Consider the following 21,731-nt stretch of genomic DNA (forward strand, 5'->3'; position numbering starts at 1 on the left):
AGGAACAATGACCCTACAGGAATGGCAAACCCCGTTTTGGCCCGAAGGCGTATCCCGCACCATACAAGATTACAAATTCCCCCTGTTTCAATTTCTGGACGACTCTGCCCGAAAATATCCTGACAACGTATTTACCATTTTTGCAGGGAAATCCAAAACATATGCCCAGGTCAAGGATACAGCAGACCGGATTGCCAATTTTCTGGCTGGCAAGGGCATTAAAAAAGGAGATAAGGTGGCGATCTTTCTGCCCAATCTGCCCCAGTTTCCTGAAATTTTATTCGGCATCCTAAAAGCCGGCGCCATCGCGGTCAACTGCAACCCCATTTACACCGCTCCGGAACTCAACCACCAGCTCAATGACTCCCAGGCCAAAATGGTCTTTTGCATGGATCATCCCCAATTTTATAAAAGCACTGCCGGGGCTGTCAAGGGAACCGGGGTGGAAACGGTTGTGGTCTGCAATATCAAATCATACCTGCCCAAGCTCAAAGGGTTTATCGGCGGGCTTCTGGGCAAAATCCCCAAAGCGGACACCATTGAACCCGGCCACCTGATGCTTGACGATGTGGTAGCCGCTGCCTCCCCCAATCCGCCGGATGTTTCCATTGATCCTGAAAATGATACCGCCATCATGCTGTATACGGGCGGGACCACAGGGCTTCCCAAGGGTGCAGAGCTGGTTCATACCAATTTCACTTACAATACCATGGCCTCCCTTGAATGGTGCCGGTTGATCCAGGAACCGGGCGGGAAACCCGAAACCCTTCGAGAAGGCGATTTTCACTGCATCCTGGGTGTTTTGCCCTGGTACCACAGTTTCGGCCTCACCGGCGCCATGCTGGTGGCCTGCCGTCTCGGAGCCAAAATCGTATGTATTCCAGATCCAAGAGCTGGCACCCCCCCATTTACAGAAGTACTCCAGTCCGTGCAAAAATATCGGACCACCTTTATGTCAGCGGTTCCCACCATCTTTGTGGCCTTTGCCAACCACCCTGATTTAAAAAAATATGATCTTTCTTCTTTCATGGGATGTATCTCAGGAGGTGCCCCGCTTCCCCCTGAAGTCTGCCGGGATTTTGAAGACAAAACCGGTGCCATTATTTTTGAGGCCTATGGGCTGACAGAAACATCGCCGGCGCTGACAGCCAACCCCACCTTCACCGACACCCGTAAAATCGGCTCCATCGGCTTTCCCCTGCCTGAAACAGACATGAAAATCCTGAATATTGACGACCCCACAATAGAAATGCCCCGGGGAGAAGACGGTGAGCTTGCCGGCTGCGGCCCCCAGGTCATGAAAGGATATTGGAACCGGCCCGATGCCAATGAAACCGCTTTTGTCTTCATTGACGGAAACCGGTATTTTCTCACCGGCGATATCGGACACATAGACGAGGACGGGTATGTGGTAATCACAGACCGGAAAAAAGATATGATCCTGGTGGGGGGCTTCAATGTCTACCCAAGAGATGTGGAAGACATCCTGTTTACCCACCCCAAGGTGGAACTGGCTGCCGTCATCGGTATCCCCCACGAAAAAAGCGGAGAACAGGTCAAGGCCTACCTTAAGCTTAAAGAGGGAGAAACTGCAACTGAACAAGAAATCATGGCATTCTGCAAAGAAAACCTGGCCGGGTACAAACGACCGCGCCAAATCGAATTCAGGGATGAAATTCCCATGTCCAATGTGGGCAAAATCCTGCGGCGAGTGCTCCGTGATGAGGAATTGGAAGGCGAAAGCCAAAAGCCCTGATCATAAAACGAAAGGTCCGGCAATATGGGCCAGGCGGCCAAACCCCTGGCAGGTTAGACCTGCCAGGTACCCCTGGAAACCAATTTTAAACAGATGATGGCCATGGACAAAAAAGTGGCGTGATTTAACCAAAGCCATCATTCACGGCCTGGTTTAACGCTTTAAAACTTTTTTTACGGCCCTTTTCAGCTGCTCCATACGGGTTTCCAGATCACCCGTATATCCCAAAGCGATCCTGAGTAACCCTGGAGATAATCCCATTTTTTGCTGGTCTTCGATGTCAATTTCCGAAGAGGTTGAAGAACCGGAACAACTGATCAGGGTATCAAAATACCCCAGTGACACTGCGATCATGCCGAAAGATTCTTCATTCTGCAGGACTTCCATGAGTTCTTCGGCCTTCTCCCTCGTCTCGCAGTCAATGGCCAGAATACCGCCTGCACCGTATCCGTCATTCCCCAGTTCCTTGGCTTTTTCATATTGGGGGTGGTCGGGCAGGCCCGGATAGGAAACCTTCACCTTCATTTTTTTAAGCATTTCAGCCATGGCCAGCCCTCTGCGACTGTGTTCCCGCATCCGGATGGGCAAATGGGGGATCCTTTGAAGCACGTCAAACGCCACACGAGGATCCATGGTCGGCCCCAGCAGCATGACCCGGCCGGTATGAAGGTCCATCAACTCCTGAATAAAGGACTGGTCTCCACAGATGGCGCCGGCGATCAGGTCACTGGCCCCGTTGATATACTTGGTCAGTGAATACACCACCACATCAGCCCCCAGAATCTTCGGCGTGAAAATTAAGGGTGAAAACGTATTGTCTACCACCAGCTTGATATTGTGTTTGAGTGCTTCTTTTTTGAGGGCCGGGATATCTGCAATCTTGAGGGTCGGGTTGCCCATGGTTTCCGTGTAAATGATTTTTGTTTCTTTGGTGATGGCTGCCTTGACGGCTTCAAGATTTGTAATATCTACAAAAGTGGTCTTGATTTTCATCTGGGGCAAAAGGGATTCAAACAGGGCATGGGTTCCCCCATAAATACTTTCACTGGCCACAATGTGATCCCCGCTTTTACAGATCTGCATGACGGCACAGGATATCGCGGACATCCCGCTGGCCGTGCAAATGGCCGATTGTGTTCCTTCCATGGCGGCCAGGTACCGTGACAATACATCCACTGTCGGATTAAATTGGCGGCTGTACAGAAAACATCCGCCTTGTTCCGGCCCTTTCAAACCGCTGAAAATTTCCGGCATGGTCCCAGGATGCATGACCGTGAATGTGGCGGATCGTGAAATGGACGGGGCAACACCGCCGTGTTCTCCAAATTCTCTTCGGGCATTTAACAATGCTTGTTCTGGGTTGTAAATTTCCATAGGGCACCTCCTTTGACGGGTTGTATTTAGAATCTTCCTATATTAATAATTATCAAATATAAGGAAGAATTTGAACAGACCATTCAAAAAATTACTGAAGTCCTTTCCTACCACCAGCAGGATCGCCCCACCCATTTGCGACTCATCTGACTTATAAAATACCCGTGCAGTTTGGGCAGATGGTTCGACAGGCATTGCACTCATACATGGCACCACCGCCGGGGGACCATGAAAAAGAGGCGTCTCGGCACGACTTCTGTATGATTGTTGTACCATCAAGGGCGCCACACGGGCAGGCATCAAGGCATTGTGTGCACCCGTCAATACATCCTTCATAACCGACCATTGGATCAGATTCAAGCTTTATTGAAGTAAGCACGGCACCGATCCACATCATATTTCCGAACTGTTTATTGATCAGCAATGTGTTCTTACCGATTGTTCCAAGGCCTGCCAACATTCCAGCATGTTTTAAAGATAAAATACCTCTTCCATGTTTTTTTTCATCATCCCAGTATTCATAGGGCTCATCACAGGGAATTGGATTGGCAGGCGCGCCTGCCTGTTCAAGTTCATCACAGAGCCTAAAGGTGATGTCTTCAATTTTTTTTACCATCATATTTCTGATAAAGGTATAGGGTGCTAATGACTTGCATTCAAGAGAGCTTAAAGGAAAATGCGATAAAAAGACCACGACAGACTGGCATTCAGGATAAATATCTTGGGGATGAAATCCTTTGGGTGCGTCTTTAAATCTGTCCACCGCAGCGATATTGCAAATATCAGCGCCCAGTTTCATAGCTTTTTGTTTTACAAAAATTGAATCAATCACATGTTGTCTCCCATCGGATTTAGGCGGTCGCTTGTTTTTTCAGCCTTGCATTAAAGGTGATGAACTATAAAATAACCCGAACGCCATTAAAGAACAAGGGCCGGACCATCATAATTGATATTGGTTAACGGTTGTGATAACGATACATTTTTAAATTGTCTTTTCAGAATTCTTCTGGAGTTTAAGGGAATGACCTGGAAAACAGCCAAATAAAACAAAAAGGAATCTTATGAGTATAGCGCTTTTATATGAACATCCGACCTGGTCGGATGCCTTGATTGAAACATTTAGATCCAATGGTATTGATTTGAAATTGATCAATGTTGCAGACCTTTCTTTCCGCCCGGATATAGAGCGTCCCAATTTTGATTTCGCTGTCAATCGTGTTAATATGATGCCGTCTTCGGGAAGAAATCCATCGGTTGTTTTCCACACGCTCCATTACCTGAACTGGCTGGAGACCATGGGGGTCACCATTGTCAACGGTAGTCAGGCTCACTTTGCCGGTGCCTCCAAAGCGCTTCAAAACGGCCTGTTCTCAAAACTGGGACTCCATTGCCCCCAGGCAGTTGCCGTCTATCAGGCCCAAGATATTCTGAAAGCCGCTGAATCAATTGGGTTCCCTCTCATTATCAAACCCAATATCGGTGGTTCCGGAAGCGGAATTGCCAGATATGACAGCTATAATGAATTGGAAACCGCTGTTAAATCAGGCAAGGTTGATTTGGGTATTGACGGCACAGGTCTGGTTCAAGAATACATCCATTCCGATGGATATGTTTACCGGATTGAAATTCTGGGTAACCGTCTTTTTTATAGCATTAAACAAAAAATGATGGCCCATACCTTTAACTATTGTGCTGCAGACGGCTGCTCCGTCACCCGGGCGCCGGAGGCTAAAGCTGCATCCTTTGACCATTGTGCCCTCAACCAGGAAGCCCGTATTCAGACCTTTGAAGCCGATGAAACAATTGTTGCACAGGTTATATCCATCATACAAAGTGCCAATGCCGATCTTGGCGGTGTCGAATATCTCATGGACACCAAAACCGGGAGACCGTGTTTTTATGATTTCAACCCCTACTCAAATTTTGTCTCCAATGGACAGACCCTGCTCGGATTTTCCCCGGAACAACGATTTGTCGACTACATAAAGGATACCTACCAGAAAAAGTCAGCTTACCCTTGATTACAAAACCATCCACCACGCATGAACTCATTGTCAGTTTCATGTGAACTATTAAATTTTGGCGTTGCAACAACACTGTTTTTTTTGTAGAATAAATCGTTTTTTAATTTTGATCTTGCCTATTTATAAAAATAAGGAAAAAGGCTAACTGTTTAACGAAGGGGACTCTTTTTATACCTGCTAAATAACCCCGTAATCATAACTGCTTTTCTCCCCACCTGAAGCCAAAACCAGGACCGAGTGAGCGTTTTAAAATAAAGGACCGGTCTATGGAAGGCGCGTTAATACCTATAGTTGTATTTTTAATTGTTTATGTGGCAATAACCCTTGAACTGGTCAACAAAGCTGTATCAGCACTCCTGGGGGTCATGGTATTGTTGATACTCCATGTTGTGCCTGAGCATGAAGCTGCAGCGTTGATCGATTTTGAGACCATCATGCTGCTGCTGGGAATGATGTCCATTGTTGCCGTACTCAGGAAATCAGGCCTTTTTTCCATTATTTCCGTTAAGATTGCGTCCCTGACCAAGGGCAGTCCGATTAAAATTTTGATTCTTTTTTCCATTGTTACTGCCGTATTGTCGGCATTTCTGGATAATGTCACCACCGTACTCATCATCATTCCCATCATTATTGAGCTGACAAGGGGAATGGGGCTGGATCCCAAGATTTATGTCATCAGCCAGGCCATCATCTCCAATATCGGCGGAACAGCCACCCTGATCGGAGATCCCCCCAATATCATTATCGGTTCCAAGGTTGGATTGACCTTTAACCAGTTCATTGTCAACCTGACCATACCTGTCATCATCTCACTTATCGTCACCTTGTTATATATATGGTTAACCAACCGGGAAAAATTTAAACCCATTGACAGCAACCTGGCCAAGCTTTTCAGTGTTCAGCTGCTCCTTGAAAAAATCCGGATCGAATTTCTCAATACCAAAATTGACAAAAAAATCATGGTCAAGGGCCTCTCCTGCCTGGCCATAGCCATTCTGCTCTTTGTTACCCAGACCATCACCAAAATGTCGCCGGGTGTGGTGGCGGTTTTCATGGCCATGATCCTTTTTACCATCTCCGGAGTGAATGTTGAACAGATGATGGAGGAGGTGGAATGGAGCACCCTGCTGTTTTTTGCCGGACTCTTTATCCTGGTCGGTGTCCTGGAGCACAAGGGTGTCATTGAATGGCTGGCCCAAAACATCTTCCTGAAAATCGGAGATAATCCCTATGTAATGGTGTTGACAGTGCTCTGGGTCTCTGGGATTGTTTCAGGATTTCTTGACAACATTCCCTTTACCATCACCATGATTCCCATTGTAAGGCTCATGCTGGAAGCAACGCCCATTCCCAACAACATCCTATGGTGGGCGCTGGCACTGGGAGCATGTTTCGGAGGCAACCTGACCATGATCGGAGCGTCTGCCAATATTGTCTCCGTTGGCATGGCCAAACAGGCAAATGTGCATATCAGTTTTCTTGAGTTCATGAAAGCAAGTGCGACAATTACAATCATTACACTGATCATAGCGTCAGTGTTCCTTACATCCTATTTATGGTTATCCCTATGATTAATAAAAACAATAAAACCATGTACAAACTGCTCAGAGAGCTTGGCAACGTTCACGGCATTGCCACAATGACAATTTTGTCCTTAAACAGTTTTATTGAATCCATACGGCAATTAAAATGTACCAAGAAAGAAACACTGCCCCTTTATTTTGAACTTGCCAATGCCTTAAAAAATTCCCAGCCCAATATTATTCCCCTGATGCATCTTCTGGAACAATTTGAAAATGAAATGCAGGAAAGCCTTACGTCTGATATGGACCTGGAAACACGTCGGCAAAAAACCATTGAGATCCTTCAAAAAAAGATCGAACTGTTCCAGAGCAATGCTGCCCGGGTAACGGAAAACGGCCTGAATTACATTAACGACAAAGATGTGATCATTGTCCACTCAGCCAGTTCCGTGGTGACAACCATTCTTGTCCAGGCCAAGAAGAAATTAAACCGGTGCTTCAAAGTCATCATCCTTGAACACAATCCAGAAAGGACCCGTCAAACGGTCCGCGCTCTCAGGGATGCCGGCATTGAACACATCGTGGCCCCGGCCCAAAACCTGAGCCACTACATTGAGGGGGCCAATAAAATGTTTGTCGGCGCCCTGACCATCACCTCTGATCATAAGATAGTGGCCCCGACCGGTACAGCAGGAACCGTAAGCCTCTGTCATCTCAATAAGATTTGTGTGCATTTGTTTGCCAACAGCCTGCACTATTCCCACAGGGATTCAACCCACCAGGAGATCTATGAGGAGCAGGAACAAACCTATAGTGCCAATATGAATTTTAATATGACCACTCATTCCCACGACCTTGTGGATCTGGAACTTATTGATCACATTATCACTGAAACCGGTGAAATACAAAAAGGGACCTACCCTGTCTGACAGGCTCGAGCTGTTCAGCTGGACAAAATATTTAAACTGATCCATACCCTTATTTTGCTCAATGTTTTTTATACTGTTGACAAAAAATAACTTATTATTTTATATAAGATGGTTCCTTAACAAATGGATAAAATCAAATAGCGATTATAAAAAAACAGGCGTCCTTACCATTGAATGTGAAAAAATGAAAAATAACAAAACATCGAATACATTTTTCTTCAAACCAACCTATCCAACGAGCTAATCAATGTACCGAAAAACATCCCACGATGAGCTACAAAATAAATATGATGTTCTGGCAAGAGAATATCAGCTATACAAAGAAAAGAACGAAGCACTAAAAGAAACAAAACAGAGATTTTACAGCCTTTCCAATCGGACCCAGGACGGCATATACACACTAAATCTTTCTATAAACAAATATGTATATACAAATCCTTCCTTTATAAAAATGTTTGGACACCCCTGTAAGGATATCGTGACCACTGACTCGGTCATAACAAAAATACTGCCTGAAGATCGATTCAAACTTAAGGAGAGAATTAAAGCCGCTTTATCACACCAAACAAAAGGAAGTGAAATAGAATATCGATATATAGCGGGTGATGGAAGTGTCAGATGGATGCATGATCGTTGGGTTGTTATGTGCGATGGGAATGGCACACCCAAAGCAATTGAGGGTATCGTGCGTGATGTAACCGAAATGAAGGATCTCATCGGTTCAAAAGGCTACCTGGAAAGTATCCTTGAAAGCTGCATCGATGCCATCATCGTTACGAATGATAAAGGTGTTATCACTCTGGTCAACAGGGGTGCCGAATTATTGTTTCATGAAAAACGCCAGGAGTTGATTGGGCGTTTTATCAGCGATATTATGAAAAACCATCCCCATCAGGATGCCGATATGTTTAAAATTATATTGGAGCATGCCCCGGCATCCAATTATGAAATAGAGGCCCGTATTCCAGACGGGTCGGTTGTCCCTTTGTTAATTTCAAGTTCACTTTTTGTGGATGCCGACAATCAAGTGCCGGGCACCATCAGCTATATCCGAAATATATCAACGCGGAAAAAAACCGAGAAACGAATTCAAAAACTCTCTCAAAAACTCATCAGGGCGCAGGAAGTCGAACGGAGCCGTATCGCCAGGAATCTACACGATGAACTGGCTCAGAATCTATATTCGTTCAATATTCAGTTGTCGAGTTTTTTAAAACAGGCGCTGCCGGATGAAAAATTTTCCGTGGAAACTTCGGAACTTCTGGATTCCCTGCAGAAAATTTTTGCGGATGTTCGTAAGATGGTTTTTAATATTCATCCTACCGGTCTTGAAACGTTAGGAATATCAAAAACAACTCACAACTTGTGCAAAAATATTTCACAAATTTATGGTTTTAAGGTTGATTTTACGACTGCGGGAATCGACTCTCTGGATCTTAATTTTGATATAAAAATTGCGATTTATCGCCTCGTACAGGAAAGCCTGAACAACATTGCAAAACATGCACAGGCCACGATGGCTAATATTCGGATGGTCTATTCCTATCCTAATATTATTCTACGTATCGAAGACAACGGCATAGGATTTGATACGGACAAGTTGACAGAAACAGTAACCGAAAAAGGATGCATGGGGATTTGGAGTATGAAAGAGCGGGTCGCGTTATTAAACGGACAAATGAATATCGAATCCAAGGAAAAGGTCAGTACGACCCTTATTTTCGATATCCCCTATTATGGGAATTAGTAGAATGAAAACGAACTATTCCGACCAGACTCAAAGGATTCTCCTGGTAGATGATCACACCTTATTTCGGGAAGGCTTGAAAGGCTTGATTGAACAGAGCCCATCATTCAAGGTAGTTGGGGAAGCCGGAATGATTGAAGAGGCACTTGCAAAAGCACTTGAACTTAAGCCTGATCTTGTGGTGATGGATATCGCCATGCCCGGTATCAATGGGATAGAGGGAACGCGATTACTTATAGAGCAACTTCCCAAAGTAAAGGTTGTCGTGATAAGTATGCATTCCAAAATGGATTATATAATTGCCGCAATTCAGGCCGGCGCTTGTGGATATCTCCTGAAAGACACCACACCCGACAAGCTGCTGGGTGCATTAGATACCGTCACCCGGGGAAACTATTTTTTCGATTACCAGGCTTTGGACGAGATTGTTCAATTCATATTGGAACAAAAAGATAAACGTCCTTCTTTATCGGAAGGACACTATGACCGGCTGACCCGCCGGGAGCAGGAGGTCATGCGGCTTGTGGCCAAAGGACTCTCATCCAAGGAAATTGGTCCCAAGCTATTCATCAGCCCAAAAACCGTAGAAAACCACCGTACAAAAATAATGGAAAAATTAGAAATGGACAGCCTCGTTGATCTGGTAAAATACGCTGCCAAATTAGGAATAATTAATATTAATTAGAACGGAGTCAATCTGAGTGAGTGCAAATACGAACATCCAAACTATGAAGGCCTTTGTGATGTTTGGACTCGGTGGAACGGGATTTATGGAAAAACCGATCCCGGTGCCGGGACCCAATGACGCGATTATAAAAACGACAGTTGCATTGGTCTGCACTACAGATTGCCATTTAGTGGCCGGAACATTAGGAACACTGCCCAATATCACACTGGGCCACGAGGCCGTGGGAATCGTCCACGAAGTAGGCACCGCCGTCAGAACGCTGGAAAAGGGTCAGCGGGTGGCTGTCAATGCCACCACACCCTGTTTTCGTTGCCATGCTTGTCAAAGAGGGCACACATCGCAATGCAATGGATTGATGGGCGGTTGGAAAATGTCTCACTCAAAAGACGGAAGCTTTGCAGAATATTTTCATGTTAATGATGCGGATGCTAATTTAGCCCTTATTCCCGATTCGGTTTCAGATGAGGCTGCATGCTATACCACAGATATGATGTCAATCGGCTTTAAAGGTATTGAGGAGGCCAGAATTCCCATTGGCGGAAGCGTTGCTATCTTTGCTCAAGGTCCGGTGGGACTTATGGCCACTGCGGCCGCCCGTCTTTTAGGAGCAGCAACCATCATTGCCGTGGATAAGCGGCCTAATCGGCTGGAGCTCTCAAAATTTTTCGGTGCCGATATCACCCTCAATTTTACGGAAGTCGATCCGGATGAAGAAATCCTGGATATTACCAACGGCATCGGCGTGGACGCATCACTGGAAGCGATTGGATCACAAATGGCTTTAGATTCCTGTGTTCGTGTTACTCGCTCCGGTGGCAACATTGTCAATTTGGGCATTCATAGCGACGGTCCCACAATTGACGTCCTCAATACCCCTCGCAGCGTTGAAATGAAGGCGCTTACAATTCGCAGCGTACTCTGTCCCGGCGGAAGGGATAGAATGCAACGATTATTAAAACTGATCGAGATGAAACGGATTGATCCGACAAAACTGACAACCCATAAATTTAAATTCCACGAACTGGATAAGGCATTTGAGATGATGGGGACCAAAGAGGACAATATGATCAAGCCGCTAATTGTTTTTTAACACAATTCCATCCCTTTTCCAAAATTGCGTCCTGTAAACCTTTATTATTCTTTTTGTTTTTTAAGCGTTTCGCGGGATTTTCCCCTTGTTTAAAATAGGGAAATACTCCCGAATAAAGTACAAACCCCTTTTTAAATAAATGAGTACCTTCCCGGATATACAAAGACCCCCCTCACGATATATCTATCTGCAGGGTCCATTTTTTATTTCCGGTAGTTCCAAAAAATGAGTCGAATTTTGTTTTTAGATTCGACAAAAATATTTATCAGAACGGGAGGTAACTTGTGAAAAAAAAATTCACGGAGAAACTAAAAAATGTGTTAGGCAAAAAAACAACAGAGTTAGAACACGAAGAAGAAACTTTGCCAAGGAAAGATAGAAAAATTAGTCGGAGAACGATGCTTAAGTTTTTCGGCGTACAGGCTGCTGCAGGATCCATGGCCGTCGGCATGGCTATCGCAGCGCCAAAAAATTTCAATCCGAAACATTATAACCGGGGAATCACGCCTGAAGAATTACCAAACTCCAAAGCGTGGCTGACCATAGATCCAACTCAATGCGTAGGTTGCAGGACATGTGAAATCATCTGTTCCCTGACCCATGACGGGGAATGTAACCCTGCGCTAAGCAGAATTAAAACTACATATGATCCCTATAAAACACTGGCCATGATTGCCGTGATGCCGGATGTATGCAAACAATGCAACATGGCGGACTGCTACCTGGCTTGCGAGTATGATGCCCTTGTCATCGATAAAAAAACCGGTGCAAGAATCATCAACCCAGACAAATGCGTAGGTTGTGGAGAATGCCTGGCAGCATGTCCCTGGGATATGATCGTATACAATAAAAGCACAGACAAATACTCTAAATGCGATCTTTGTGGTGGAGATCCTCAATGTGTTGAATTTTGCCCTGCTAATGCGATCAAGTATATAGAGCTTAGATAAAAAGGAATTCTAATATGAACGGTTGGACTGGAAAAATATTAAGAGTAGATTTGGATAGTGGCATTATTACCAAGGAAGAAACATCTAAATATATTGATTATACAGGTGGTATCGGCATTGGCTTCAAGGTTATTTTCGACGAGGCGCCCACAGCCGAACCATTTAGCCCGGAAAACAGGATCATATTTGCTGCTGGCCCAATGGTCGGCAGCATAGCACCATGCTCGGGACGATCCGAGGTTATATCAATTTCTCCGCATGTATATGCACCCGAATCGAAAAAACCTCTGGTTACCAGAAGCGGTTTTGGCGGTTACTGGGGCGCAGAACTCAAGTTTGCGGGTTATGATGCCATCATCGTCCAGGGAAAGGCTGAAAAACCGGTTTATATATCTGTTAACGATGATAAAGTTGAAATAAAAGACGCCAATTCCCTGTGGGGGCTTGATACCTTCGAGGCACAGGATAAAATAAAAGAAGAGTTGAAAGACGAAAAGGTCCAAATTGCAGTGATCGGACCTTCTGGTGAAAACCTTGTCAGAATTGCTCCAATTCTTCACCGAATCGGCAATGCAGCAGGTCAGGGTGGATTCGGTGCAGTCATGGGTTCCAAAAACCTCAAGGCTATTTCAATAAGAGGAACAAACGGGGTAAAAGTTGCACAGAAAAAAGAACTCATCCAGTATGTAAAAAGTGTCCGCAAATTCCAGCCGGGGCCGCTTGGCTCTACACCGCTGTCCACGGGAGCCTTGAGCTGGACTGAAAAGCACATTGATCCCTCTGATATTAACAGCCAGGCATTGCGTTTCGATCAAACCAAGAGCTGTGCGCCGTGGCTGAATGAATACCACATCAAATCACAATCTTGTTACGCCTGTCCCCAGGGGTGTTATTCCTACATGAATATTAAAGGAATGGGTGCGGGTGCAGTCAGTTGCACCCAGTGGTTCTATTCGTGGATGGGCAACACTGATAAGGCCACCTTTCTTGCCAATCAACTGGCAAATAAACTGGGTGTAGATACATTTGAAATGTTCCCCATGATCCAGTTTGTCTGGTACCTGCAGGATACGGTTGTTGATGGCAAAAGTATTCTTCAGCACATGCGCGACAAGGATCTGGTTAGCTCAAAACTCCAGGCTGGCCTGGAAGAGGGTCACTATCCGCCCAAGGGCAAACTGAATGCGGCCGGGCTGGAAACCCTTATAAATATGATCGTCTATCGTCAGAGCTTTTTGGGTGACAGCTTGGCTGAGGGTTTCCGCAGAGCCGTGGACATCATCCACGCCAAATTAAACGAACTTGGCATGAAAAAAATTGCGGTCAAGGTTCAAGATTTCGAAAACATGGAAGGTATCATGGGCGGAGTTGTTGGCGGCAATGGTGGCAGAGGCATGTCTGCTCACTATGATCCCAGGACGTATGGTTACTATTGGGCGGTCAATTTTGCAATGGAAAACAGAGACCCCAACAGGCATTCCATGACAAACCTGTTGGAATGGACAGGACTTTCATTTGAGCAGGCACTGCCCATTGGGAAAAAAATATGGGGAGATGAAGTGGCTGACAATGGTCTCAGCGATATATTTCGGGCACGCAATCTTTCACTCACATGGAACGGAAAAAAATCTGCTCATGCAAATGCCGTCCTTGCCAAATTTATTCATGACAGGGCCTGCATTAAGGACAGCATCCCTGTCTGTGACTGGGCATTTCCCATCATGACCAGTGGACGCAAGGACAGAGGATATGCCGGCGACGTATCGGTGGAGCATCAGCTCTTCGAATTGGTCACTGGTGAAAAGACGACCCAGGAAGATCTGGATAAAAGGGCTGCCAGAATCTGGAACTTGCACAGGCTTATAACCGCGATGGAGTGGGGAGGTGGTAAGGCGGTCAACCTGAGAAAAGAGCATGATCAACTTCCGGATCATTTTTTTATACCTTCTGAAACCAGATTGTTAGCTCCCCATCCACCGGCAGCTGAGCCTCATCCTCCGTTGAGTAAAAAATTATTTGAAGAAACAAAGGTTGAGTACTATAAGCTTTTTGGCTGGGATACACAGACAGGCCTTCCCAAACGCTCAACCTTAGAAAAACTTGGAATGTCCGATGTTATAAAAAACTTTGAAACCAGAGCATTTAAACTGCCTGCCTAATATGAAAATATCCCTTTTCACACCACCAGCGGCACGTATAATGAACCCCATGTCTTTGGAGGCAGACTTAAAGCCTTCGAAGACATGGGTTCCGCTTGGGATCGCATACCTGGCAACTTCATTACGTGCAGGCGGTTTCGATGTAGAACTCAAGGATCTCCACGACTATGAGTGGAACCAAGTTGAACGACTGATTTCAGATATTTCACCGGACGTAATCGGAATCTCTTGCTTTACGTTTGGTCGAATTGAAGCGCTCAAGGTCGCAGCCCTGGCCAAGCGGATTAACCCGGACGTTACAGTGGTTATGGGTGGCCCCCATGCCACGTTTTTCCCCGAACAGATTCTCATGAACGAAGGCGTAGATATTGTTGTCCTGGGCGAAGGAGAGGTAACGATAGTCGAACTGGCAGGATGTTTGGCTGAAAAAAGAAATCTTGATCAAATCAAAGGGATTGCTTACAAAAAGAACGGTCAAATTTATCATACTTTACCACGATCCCGTGTTAAGAGCCTTGATGAATTAAAATTTCCTGCATATGATGCGTTTGATATAAACGAATACAACTCTCCCGAAATACCACCCCAATACAGTGATTTGCCTGGAACACACGTTATTACATCCCGGGGATGCCCGTTTCAATGCAAATTTTGTTCAGTACATCATTTTTTCGGTGGAAAGTGGGCATTCAGATCTCCTGAAAATGTGGTTGATGAAGTTGAAACGCTGATTCATACACTCGGAGTGAGGCATATATATTTTTCCGATGATTTGTTTACGCTCAATCACGACAGGACAATCGCCATTTGCCATGAAATTCTAAACCGCCGACTGAATTTTGTCTGGATGGCCGAAACAAGAGTTGACTGCGTAAATGAAGAAATGCTTTCCTGGATGAGAAAGGCTGGATGTTACAGGGTCTATTACGGAGTGGAGTCCGGCAGCCCCAAAATATTAAAATCAATTAACAAGGGATTTACGGTAAACCAGGTGCAAACGGCTTTTAAGATAACCCACGAGGCGGGAATAGAGCCTTGCTGTTTTTTGATGGTCGGCAACCCGGGAGAAAATCCTGAAACCATCTCCGAAACCATAAATCTCATTCTCGAAATCCGCCCAACCGCACTACCCATCATAGGAATTACCACAATCCTGCCAGGCACTGATCAGTACAAACTGTCAAAAAAACAGGGCCTTATCACGGATGATTATTGGTTGTCGGACTCCCCTCCCCCTCTATACACGGGAGAATATCCTATTGACGATCTGATTTATCTGCAAATGCTTTTGACAAAAGGAATCTGCCCTGAACTGTACGCATACCTTTGTGAAATGGGGTTTGATGAAAATTATTTCCGAATGAGAAAAATGAATAGCCTTTTATCCGATTAGAATGAAAACCTATAGAGATACTTCCGAATAAAGTACACTCCCCTTTTATGGAAAGGGTTGCCTTCCTGGATTTACAATACTCTCCCCATTATATATAGTAGCATCCAAAACACTAACCAGTAGATAAAAGGAACGTCTTTATGTCAAAAACAATGAAAGCTTTCGTAATGAAAAAGATTGGCGAAGCTGGAATTATTGAAAAACCTGTTCCCACAGACCCCGGCCCGAACGATGCCATCATTAAAACAACAGCCGCACTGGTGTGCTTTTCCGATTTAAACACCATAAAAGGTGCTTGTGGAGATAGAACAGATCTAACATTAGGACATGAAGCGTGCGGTATAGTCCATCAAGTGGGAAGTGCTGTAACATTTGTTAAACCAGGCGATAGAATTGCAGCTGCTGCGATCACCCCATGTTATAGGTGCAACAATTGTCAGAGAGGCTTTTCATCCCAATGCAAGGAGTTCCTTGGCAGCTGGGAGTATTCAACTATTAAAGATGGAAATTTTGCAGAATACTTTCATGTTAATGATGCCGATACCAATTTAGCCTTGATTCCTGATGGTGTGTCCGACGAAGCTGCATGTTACGCCACATCCATTATGTCCGAAGGTTTCCAAGGCGCGGAAGATGCCGATATTATCCTTGGCAGCTCAGCCGTTGTGTTCGGCCTCAATCCGGTGGGACAGATGGCTATTGCGGGTGCCCGGCTTTTAGGTGCGGGTTTGATCATCGCCGTAGACAATGCCCCCAAACGCTTGGAGCTCTCAAAAGAATATGGAGCAGATGTCCTCATTAATTTCAATGAAACGGATGTCGTGAAAGAGATTCTAAGGCTCACCAATGGTGACGGCGTGGATTCAGTCATGGAAACCATGGGTACCCAGGCTTCTTTTGAAAATTGTATTAAAGTGACTCGCCCCGGCGGCACAATCGCCAACATAGGATATCATAGGGAAGGAGAGTACCTTAAAATTCCACGCTTAGAATGGGGAGCAGGACTGGCTGAAAAAAATATAAAAACCTCACTTTGCACCGGTGGTAGTGACCGAATGAGCCGTTTATTAAGGCTAATCCAAACCGATCGCGTGGATCCTACTAAAATGACCAGCCACCACTTCAAGTTTGACGAAATGGAAAAAGTATTCTGGATGATGGAAAATAAGAAACATAATATGTTTAAACCTTTAATTACTTTTACTAACCAACCACCAATTTAAAACCGGTGGGTTTAAATTTAAATATTGCGAGGTTCCCAATAAAACCATTTCACCGAATCAAAAGGGCCAGGCCTCCCCTGATTTTTTGGAACAACATTCCCATTGTTTCCAGCAATTCTTCGGCCAGTCCTGATTTTTCAAGGGTCACCCCCATGAATACAAATAGGGGAACTGCAATTAGAACCACATTTTTCATGGATCCCATCAATTTTCACCCTCCTGGTTTTCACCCTCTTGATTTTCATTGGGGACACCCAGGACGATGTGCAGATTACGAATAAACATGGAAATTCCCTGGGAAAAAAACAAGATAAACCCCAGGGGGATACAGCCCTTTATGATGAAGCGAAAAGGAATTCCCCCTGGGTTGTCCAATTGTTGACCTGGGTGCAGGCGGCATCTAAAATTGCCTGGTATTCCAATGATAAAGATCCATAGGCTTCATCCTTGAACACAATCCGGAAAGGACCCGTCAAACGGTCCGCGCTCTCAGGGATGCCGGCATTGAACACATCGTGGCCCCGGCCCACAACCTGAGCCACTACATTGAGGGGGCCAATAAAATGTTTGTCGGCGTCACAGCCGAGAGACACCATGATGAGACCCCCTTTACCGTTTATTTATCTGAAAAGGCAAGGGTTTTGATCAAGAAACGTTTTGCAAACGGCAATAGGGTTGTCACACCGATCAGCAATTTTAACAGCCCCCCCGCATGCCAATGGATTTTTTTTTGGCCATAGGCCTGAAAAACGATTGCGGCCACCTGTTCAGGTGTCATCGATACTTTCAGTCGGGATACGCTGGTGGCTTTGATTTTGGCATCAAGAATCATTGGCGTGCTGACATAGGGTGCCATGATATCACAGACATGAATCCCTTTTGGTGCAAGCTCTATGTTTAAGGCTTCGGTCAGCCCCCGTACCGCATGCTTGGTTGCCGAGTAGACAGCCAGTTCCGGTGTGCCGTATACGGCCGATGCCGAGGACATGTTGACGATAACCGAATCTTTGGTTTGTTTGACCAGGGGCAGGCAGGCATCAATACAATTTAAAATACCGAACAGATTGATGTCCACGGTTTTTTTTTGAAGTAAAATATCAATGGACGCATTGGGGCCCATGAACAAGACACCGGCGCAATTGAATAATAAATCAAGTTTATGGCCTGTTTTCTCGGCCATGAAATCTGCACAGGCGCCAACGCTTTCAACAGAGGTGACATCCATGTGCAAAAAACAACAATTATCATCTCCTATGGTTTTTGAAAGGGTTTCAAGTCCCTTAACATTGAGATCAAAGAGGCCTACAAACCAGTTTTTTGAAGCAAAATAAAGAGCAGTGGCCCGGCCGATGCCGCTGGCAGCGCCAGTGATCATGATGGCTTTTTTCATTTGTCTCCTTTTATCTGCTGTTTTGAGCATTCAAAATATAGTTTGCAAAATCTTCAAATGCGCTTTTTGTCGTGTATTTAAACTGAAAATCGGTTTCTTTGATAAGTTTTTCAGAGGTTGCGATCCAAGGGTATTTCATCAGATTCAGGCCGGAGTTGGGAAACTCAGTCAAAAATTTCAACCGAAGATGCCAGGCCAGCCCATTAAACATCCGGATTAAAAAATCCGGAAGAAAGATGGGTGTATTTCCAAGACGTCTGACCATTTCATCAAAGGAAATCGTCCCTTGCCCGGTGACATTGAAAATGCCCGCCAGATTATTTTCAAGACACAGGATCATGATACGGATCAAATCCTCTTCATGGACAAACTGGAACGGGCAGCTGTTTTGGGGAAGCGGAACAAACCGTTTTTTTAAATGGGTTGACAGCGGGTTGTCAAGTCCCGGCCCTGCAACATAGCAGGGCCGGAGAATGGTGACACAGATCTCTTTATTTTCCTGAATAAACGCTTTAAAAATAGCCTCAATCTCTTTTTTGTTCTTACTATAAATAAAATCATCATTCCCCCTTAACACAGAGGTCTCTGTCAAGGGGTTGTCGTTGTCCGGATGGAATCCATAGGCGGTTGTTGAACTGGTATACAAGAGCCGCGCTATACCCATTCTTTTGGAACACGATAAAATATTTTGGGTTCCTGAAATATTGATATCCTCGATTCGTTTGGTGTCATGGCCCGGCGGAAGAACATAGGCAGCATGAATGATCGTATCGATATCATGGGTTTTTAAAGTATCAAGAACCGATTCCCGGACATCCTGCCGGATAAAGGTAAGATTTTTAATTGCCGTCCTCGGTTCTCGTATATCAATCCCGGTAATGGTGTTGACCCTTTCATGGGTGGACAATGCCCGGGCAATTTTGCTGCCGATATATCCGGACACCCCGGTGATAAATATATTTTTCATGGGCGTTTCCCTGTTAAACTTTTTCAAGGATATGGATACACATGGCCGCTTCTTCAACCCCGATATTGCCGCCGCCGTTCTCGGCCAACCCCAGACGGGCTTCTTGAACCTGGCGTTTACCGGCATTGCCCCTGAGCTGTTCCCCGATTTCATAAATCTGGGCAAGACCCGAGGCGCCAATGGGATGACCGCGGCATTCCAATCCGCCACTGGTGTTTATCGGCTGTGCCCCCCCCAATATGGTGGCACCAGATTCTGCATGGGGGCCCCCTTCTCCATGGGGACAAAATCCCATGGCTTCGGTCTGGTGAAGCTCTCCATAGGCAGTGGCATCATGAAGCTCGGCAAGGTGGATGTCTTTAGGCCCCACGCCTGCCATCTCATAGGCCTGGTTTGCCAGGCGTTCTCCGATATCGATTCCGTCAAGATCCCTGTCGGTTCCACTCCCCAGTATAGATGCCCTTATTCTAAGGGGTCTTGCACCCGTCAGTGTTTTCAGATATTTTTTTGAACAGACAATAACAGCTGCAGCCCCGTCCCCCACGGGTGAACACATGGATCTTGTCAAGGGGTAGGCCACAGGCTTGTCTGCCATGACCTCTTCAATGGTCATGGGCTGCTGGTATTGGGACAAGGGATTCAAAGAGGCATGAAAATGGTTTTTGGAGCAGATGGCAGCCAATTGTCGCTGGGTGGACCCATACCTACTCATGTGCCATCTTGCCCCCATGGCATAGGCGTCCATAAAGACACTCCTGTCTTTTCCAGGAGATGTCTGGTCTTCGGGGATTTTGATTGTTAAGCTTTTGTTTACCTTGTCCAGCATGGCAAGGTGGGCTTCAAAATTGCCCACATCCATGCACGAGGCATAGGCCCCCAGAGACATGGCTTTGTTTGGATTGGAAATCTTCTCCGATCCCAAGGCCAGTACCACATCATGCAGGCCCGCCCTTATACTGGTATAGGCCATGTGAAGGGCGGTGGAACCACTGGCACAGGCGTTTTCAACATTGGTTACGGGAATTTTATCAATGCCCATGGACCGCAAAACAACCTGGCCTCTTATGGAATGCTGGTTCCCAAAAAAGCCCCAGAATGTGTTTGAAAAAAAAGCGGATTCCAGGGCTGCTTTGTCAATTTGAGCATCTTCAAGCGCCAGCCGGGTGACCTCATGGGCCATATCCCTGACATCCCTGTCCAGATATTTATTGAACCGGATCATACCAAGACCGATAATATAAACCTCATTCATTGATTTATCCTTTGCTATGAGTTAAATGCGGTAAATTAAAGATGATAAGCTGCGGTAATCATTAAACTGTCGTTGGCCCCATCTTCAATCAGGCAGGCCCTGGCATCCCTTAAAAATTTTTCAACGGGATATTCCCGGCTCATTCCGTTTCCACCAAAAATCTGAACCGCTGCATTGGCAACTTCAAAGGCCACATCCGTGCAGAATACTTTTGATGCAATGGAATACTCGATCATCGGCGGCGTGTTGTTGTAGTTGTAAATCATGGCAGCGCGGGAAAGGGATCGGGCGGCTTCAATTTTTGTGAACATATTGAACAATTTATGTTTGATCATCTGGTGCTCAAACAAGGCTTTTCCTCCCTGGACCCGCTGTTTTGCATAGGCCAGGGCCTCTTCGTAGGCCGCCCGTGCAAGTCCCACGGACATGGCGGCAATTGCGGCGTTGGCCGTGGACAAGGTGATGTCCAGCATGGCTTCATAACTTTCTTCATCCACGAGCATATATTCAGCAGGAATCCTGACATTGTCAAAAAAAAGTTCTCCCTGGTTAAGGGCACGCTGGCCCAGTTTATCCAAGGGTTTTCCTCTTTTTACCCCGGGCAGATCCAGGGGAACAATACAGATCCCGCCACCGGCCATACCCATGGAAGCATCAATGGTGGGATAGAGAAGACAATGGGTGGCAATGGTCGCATTGGAAACCCATGCCGCTTTCTGGCCCTGGATAATGTATTCATCCCCATCCCGTGTGGCAGTGGCCTGACCTGAAATCTTGGGGTTGGAAAATCCCGGCGTGAACGGCGATAGGGTATCGGTTCCATGATCAGGTTCAGTGATTCCCCAGCACCCGATTATGGATCCATCCTTGTTCTCACAAAAGGGGGTGATGATTTCATCGGCCAGGCGGTCACTTGGTACCATTGAGGCAAAAAAAGAAGGGAAACACGAGACCCCTATGCCCACGGCAAAATCCATACTGCCCCAGCCCAGTTCTTCAAAAATAATATGGGTCTCCAGGGGATCGGACCCCAGCCCTCCCCAGGAATCAGGTAAAAACACGGTATGGTATCCCAGTTCATATCCTTTTTTAAACACCTGTTTGAAAAGGGGACTGTCCATCATTTTTTGGGGATCATCCATCTTATCCAATTCAAGGCTTGCAGGGCGCAGCACTTCTTTTGCAAACCGCCGGGTTTCTTCTTTTATGGCGATCTGTTCGGAGGTCAGTTCTATATTTAAATCCGTATACCCTTTCATGGTGGCT

19 protein-coding genes are annotated in these 21,731 nt (G+C 45.7%); 11 read left to right on the forward strand and 8 right to left on the reverse strand.

Annotated elements, in window-relative coordinates:
• Positions 1 to 7 precede the first annotated feature (7 nt).
• Complete coding sequence (locus ACZ45G_RS25405) at positions 8 to 1,756, forward strand: long-chain-fatty-acid--CoA ligase (RefSeq protein ID WP_464173373.1); 1,749 nt, start codon at positions 8 to 10, stop codon at positions 1,754 to 1,756.
• A gap of 153 nt (positions 1,757 to 1,909) precedes the next feature.
• Here ACZ45G_RS25405 and ACZ45G_RS25410 read toward each other — a convergent pair whose 3' ends face one another.
• Both ACZ45G_RS25410 and ACZ45G_RS25415 read right to left on the reverse strand, forming a co-directional pair.
• Positions 1,910 to 3,130: an aminotransferase class I/II-fold pyridoxal phosphate-dependent enzyme gene (locus ACZ45G_RS25410; RefSeq protein ID WP_464173374.1), complete on the reverse strand. Its 1,221-nt coding sequence runs from the start codon at positions 3,128 to 3,130 to the stop codon at positions 1,910 to 1,912.
• 151 nt (positions 3,131 to 3,281) lie between these two features.
• Entirely contained in the window at positions 3,282 to 3,962 is a 681-nt protein-coding gene (locus tag ACZ45G_RS25415; RefSeq protein ID WP_464173376.1) for a hypothetical protein, read from the reverse strand.
• Positions 3,963 to 4,191: 229 nt separating this feature from the next.
• Here ACZ45G_RS25415 and ACZ45G_RS25420 point away from each other — a divergent pair, with 229 nt between their 5' ends.
• The 10 genes from ACZ45G_RS25420 (at position 4,192) to ACZ45G_RS25465 (ending at position 16,856) form a co-directional block, all read left to right on the forward strand.
• On the forward strand, positions 4,192 to 5,151 hold the full coding sequence (locus tag ACZ45G_RS25420; protein WP_464173377.1) for an ATP-grasp domain-containing protein: 960 nt from the start codon (positions 4,192 to 4,194) through the stop codon (positions 5,149 to 5,151).
• 269 nt (positions 5,152 to 5,420) lie between these two features.
• Positions 5,421 to 6,725: an ArsB/NhaD family transporter gene (locus tag ACZ45G_RS25425; RefSeq protein WP_464173378.1), complete on the forward strand. Its 1,305-nt coding sequence runs from the start codon at positions 5,421 to 5,423 to the stop codon at positions 6,723 to 6,725.
• Positions 6,722 to 7,606 carry an IF-2B domain-containing protein gene (locus ACZ45G_RS25430; RefSeq protein ID WP_464173380.1) on the forward strand — a complete coding sequence of 295 codons (885 nt, stop codon included), beginning with the start codon at positions 6,722 to 6,724 and terminating at the stop codon, positions 7,604 to 7,606. The genes ACZ45G_RS25425 and ACZ45G_RS25430 overlap by 4 nt, the downstream gene beginning before the upstream one ends.
• A 247-nt stretch (positions 7,607 to 7,853) precedes the next feature.
• Positions 7,854 to 9,353, forward strand: a complete 1,500-nt coding sequence (locus ACZ45G_RS25435) for a PAS domain-containing sensor histidine kinase (RefSeq protein WP_464173381.1) — start codon at positions 7,854 to 7,856, stop codon at positions 9,351 to 9,353.
• A gap of 4 nt (positions 9,354 to 9,357) precedes the next feature.
• Complete coding sequence (locus tag ACZ45G_RS25440) at positions 9,358 to 10,038, forward strand: response regulator transcription factor (RefSeq protein ID WP_464173382.1); 681 nt, start codon at positions 9,358 to 9,360, stop codon at positions 10,036 to 10,038.
• A gap of 58 nt (positions 10,039 to 10,096) precedes the next feature.
• Positions 10,097 to 11,131 carry a zinc-binding dehydrogenase gene (locus ACZ45G_RS25445; protein WP_464180015.1) on the forward strand — a complete coding sequence of 345 codons (1,035 nt, stop codon included), beginning with the start codon at positions 10,097 to 10,099 and terminating at the stop codon, positions 11,129 to 11,131.
• Positions 11,132 to 11,529: 398 nt separating this feature from the next.
• Complete coding sequence (locus ACZ45G_RS25450) at positions 11,530 to 12,081, forward strand: 4Fe-4S dicluster domain-containing protein (protein ID WP_464173384.1); 552 nt, start codon at positions 11,530 to 11,532, stop codon at positions 12,079 to 12,081.
• 14 nt (positions 12,082 to 12,095) lie between these two features.
• Positions 12,096 to 14,240 (forward strand): aldehyde ferredoxin oxidoreductase N-terminal domain-containing protein, encoded by a 2,145-nt coding sequence (locus ACZ45G_RS25455; protein WP_464173385.1) that lies wholly within the window; start codon positions 12,096 to 12,098, stop codon positions 14,238 to 14,240.
• A 40-nt stretch (positions 14,241 to 14,280) separates the two neighbouring features.
• Positions 14,281 to 15,633 (forward strand): B12-binding domain-containing radical SAM protein, encoded by a 1,353-nt coding sequence (locus ACZ45G_RS25460; RefSeq protein ID WP_464173386.1) that lies wholly within the window; start codon positions 14,281 to 14,283, stop codon positions 15,631 to 15,633.
• Positions 15,634 to 15,773: 140 nt separating this feature from the next.
• Positions 15,774 to 16,856: an NAD(P)-dependent alcohol dehydrogenase gene (locus ACZ45G_RS25465; RefSeq protein ID WP_464173388.1), complete on the forward strand. Its 1,083-nt coding sequence runs from the start codon at positions 15,774 to 15,776 to the stop codon at positions 16,854 to 16,856.
• A gap of 49 nt (positions 16,857 to 16,905) precedes the next feature.
• Here the strand turns inward: ACZ45G_RS25465 and ACZ45G_RS25470 are convergent, their stop codons facing one another.
• From ACZ45G_RS25470 to ACZ45G_RS25495, 6 genes are all read right to left on the reverse strand, one after another.
• Complete coding sequence (locus tag ACZ45G_RS25470) at positions 16,906 to 17,061, reverse strand: TRAP transporter large permease subunit (RefSeq protein ID WP_464173389.1); 156 nt, start codon at positions 17,059 to 17,061, stop codon at positions 16,906 to 16,908.
• A gap of 130 nt (positions 17,062 to 17,191) precedes the next feature.
• Complete coding sequence (locus ACZ45G_RS25475) at positions 17,192 to 17,452, reverse strand: hypothetical protein (RefSeq protein ID WP_464173390.1); 261 nt, start codon at positions 17,450 to 17,452, stop codon at positions 17,192 to 17,194.
• A gap of 20 nt (positions 17,453 to 17,472) precedes the next feature.
• Complete coding sequence (locus tag ACZ45G_RS25480) at positions 17,473 to 18,246, reverse strand: SDR family oxidoreductase (RefSeq protein WP_464173392.1); 774 nt, start codon at positions 18,244 to 18,246, stop codon at positions 17,473 to 17,475.
• A 10-nt stretch (positions 18,247 to 18,256) separates the two neighbouring features.
• On the reverse strand, positions 18,257 to 19,213 hold the full coding sequence (locus ACZ45G_RS25485) for an NAD-dependent epimerase/dehydratase family protein (RefSeq protein WP_464173393.1): 957 nt from the start codon (positions 19,211 to 19,213) through the stop codon (positions 18,257 to 18,259).
• Between the two features lie 13 nt (positions 19,214 to 19,226).
• The gene (locus tag ACZ45G_RS25490; RefSeq protein ID WP_464173394.1) at positions 19,227 to 20,465 is read right to left on the reverse strand and encodes a thiolase family protein; all 1,239 of its coding nucleotides are present in this window, start codon (positions 20,463 to 20,465) and stop codon (positions 19,227 to 19,229) included.
• A 35-nt stretch (positions 20,466 to 20,500) separates the two neighbouring features.
• On the reverse strand, positions 20,501 to 21,724 hold the full coding sequence (locus tag ACZ45G_RS25495; RefSeq protein ID WP_464173395.1) for an acyl-CoA dehydrogenase family protein: 1,224 nt from the start codon (positions 21,722 to 21,724) through the stop codon (positions 20,501 to 20,503).
• Between the last annotated feature and the right edge of the window lie 7 nt (positions 21,725 to 21,731).

Source organism: Desulfoconvexum algidum (assembly GCF_055382125.1).

What these genes read in the sequence shown, in the direction of transcription:
- ACZ45G_RS25405 (WP_464173373.1), top strand. Translation starts at nt 8, where the DNA reads ATGACCCTACAGGAATGGCAAACCCCGTTTTGGCCCGAAGGCGTATCC.
- ACZ45G_RS25410 (WP_464173374.1), bottom strand. Translation starts at nt 3,130, where the DNA reads ATGGAAATTTACAACCCAGAACAAGCATTGTTAAATGCCCGAAGAGAA.
- ACZ45G_RS25420 (WP_464173377.1), top strand. Translation starts at nt 4,192, where the DNA reads ATGAGTATAGCGCTTTTATATGAACATCCGACCTGGTCGGATGCCTTG.
- ACZ45G_RS25425 (WP_464173378.1), top strand. Translation starts at nt 5,421, where the DNA reads ATGGAAGGCGCGTTAATACCTATAGTTGTATTTTTAATTGTTTATGTG.
- ACZ45G_RS25430 (WP_464173380.1), top strand. Translation starts at nt 6,722, where the DNA reads ATGATTAATAAAAACAATAAAACCATGTACAAACTGCTCAGAGAGCTT.
- ACZ45G_RS25435 (WP_464173381.1), top strand. Translation starts at nt 7,854, where the DNA reads ATGTACCGAAAAACATCCCACGATGAGCTACAAAATAAATATGATGTT.
- ACZ45G_RS25440 (WP_464173382.1), top strand. Translation starts at nt 9,358, where the DNA reads ATGAAAACGAACTATTCCGACCAGACTCAAAGGATTCTCCTGGTAGAT.
- ACZ45G_RS25445 (WP_464180015.1), top strand. Translation starts at nt 10,097, where the DNA reads ATGTTTGGACTCGGTGGAACGGGATTTATGGAAAAACCGATCCCGGTG.
- ACZ45G_RS25450 (WP_464173384.1), top strand. Translation starts at nt 11,530, where the DNA reads ATGCTTAAGTTTTTCGGCGTACAGGCTGCTGCAGGATCCATGGCCGTC.
- ACZ45G_RS25455 (WP_464173385.1), top strand. Translation starts at nt 12,096, where the DNA reads ATGAACGGTTGGACTGGAAAAATATTAAGAGTAGATTTGGATAGTGGC.
- ACZ45G_RS25460 (WP_464173386.1), top strand. Translation starts at nt 14,281, where the DNA reads ATGAACCCCATGTCTTTGGAGGCAGACTTAAAGCCTTCGAAGACATGG.
- ACZ45G_RS25465 (WP_464173388.1), top strand. Translation starts at nt 15,774, where the DNA reads ATGTCAAAAACAATGAAAGCTTTCGTAATGAAAAAGATTGGCGAAGCT.
- ACZ45G_RS25470 (WP_464173389.1), bottom strand. Translation starts at nt 17,061, where the DNA reads ATGGGATCCATGAAAAATGTGGTTCTAATTGCAGTTCCCCTATTTGTA.
- ACZ45G_RS25475 (WP_464173390.1), bottom strand. Translation starts at nt 17,452, where the DNA reads ATGGTGTCTCTCGGCTGTGACGCCGACAAACATTTTATTGGCCCCCTC.
- ACZ45G_RS25480 (WP_464173392.1), bottom strand. Translation starts at nt 18,246, where the DNA reads ATGAAAAAAGCCATCATGATCACTGGCGCTGCCAGCGGCATCGGCCGG.
- ACZ45G_RS25485 (WP_464173393.1), bottom strand. Translation starts at nt 19,213, where the DNA reads ATGAAAAATATATTTATCACCGGGGTGTCCGGATATATCGGCAGCAAA.
- ACZ45G_RS25490 (WP_464173394.1), bottom strand. Translation starts at nt 20,465, where the DNA reads ATGAATGAGGTTTATATTATCGGTCTTGGTATGATCCGGTTCAATAAA.
- ACZ45G_RS25495 (WP_464173395.1), bottom strand. Translation starts at nt 21,724, where the DNA reads ATGAAAGGGTATACGGATTTAAATATAGAACTGACCTCCGAACAGATC.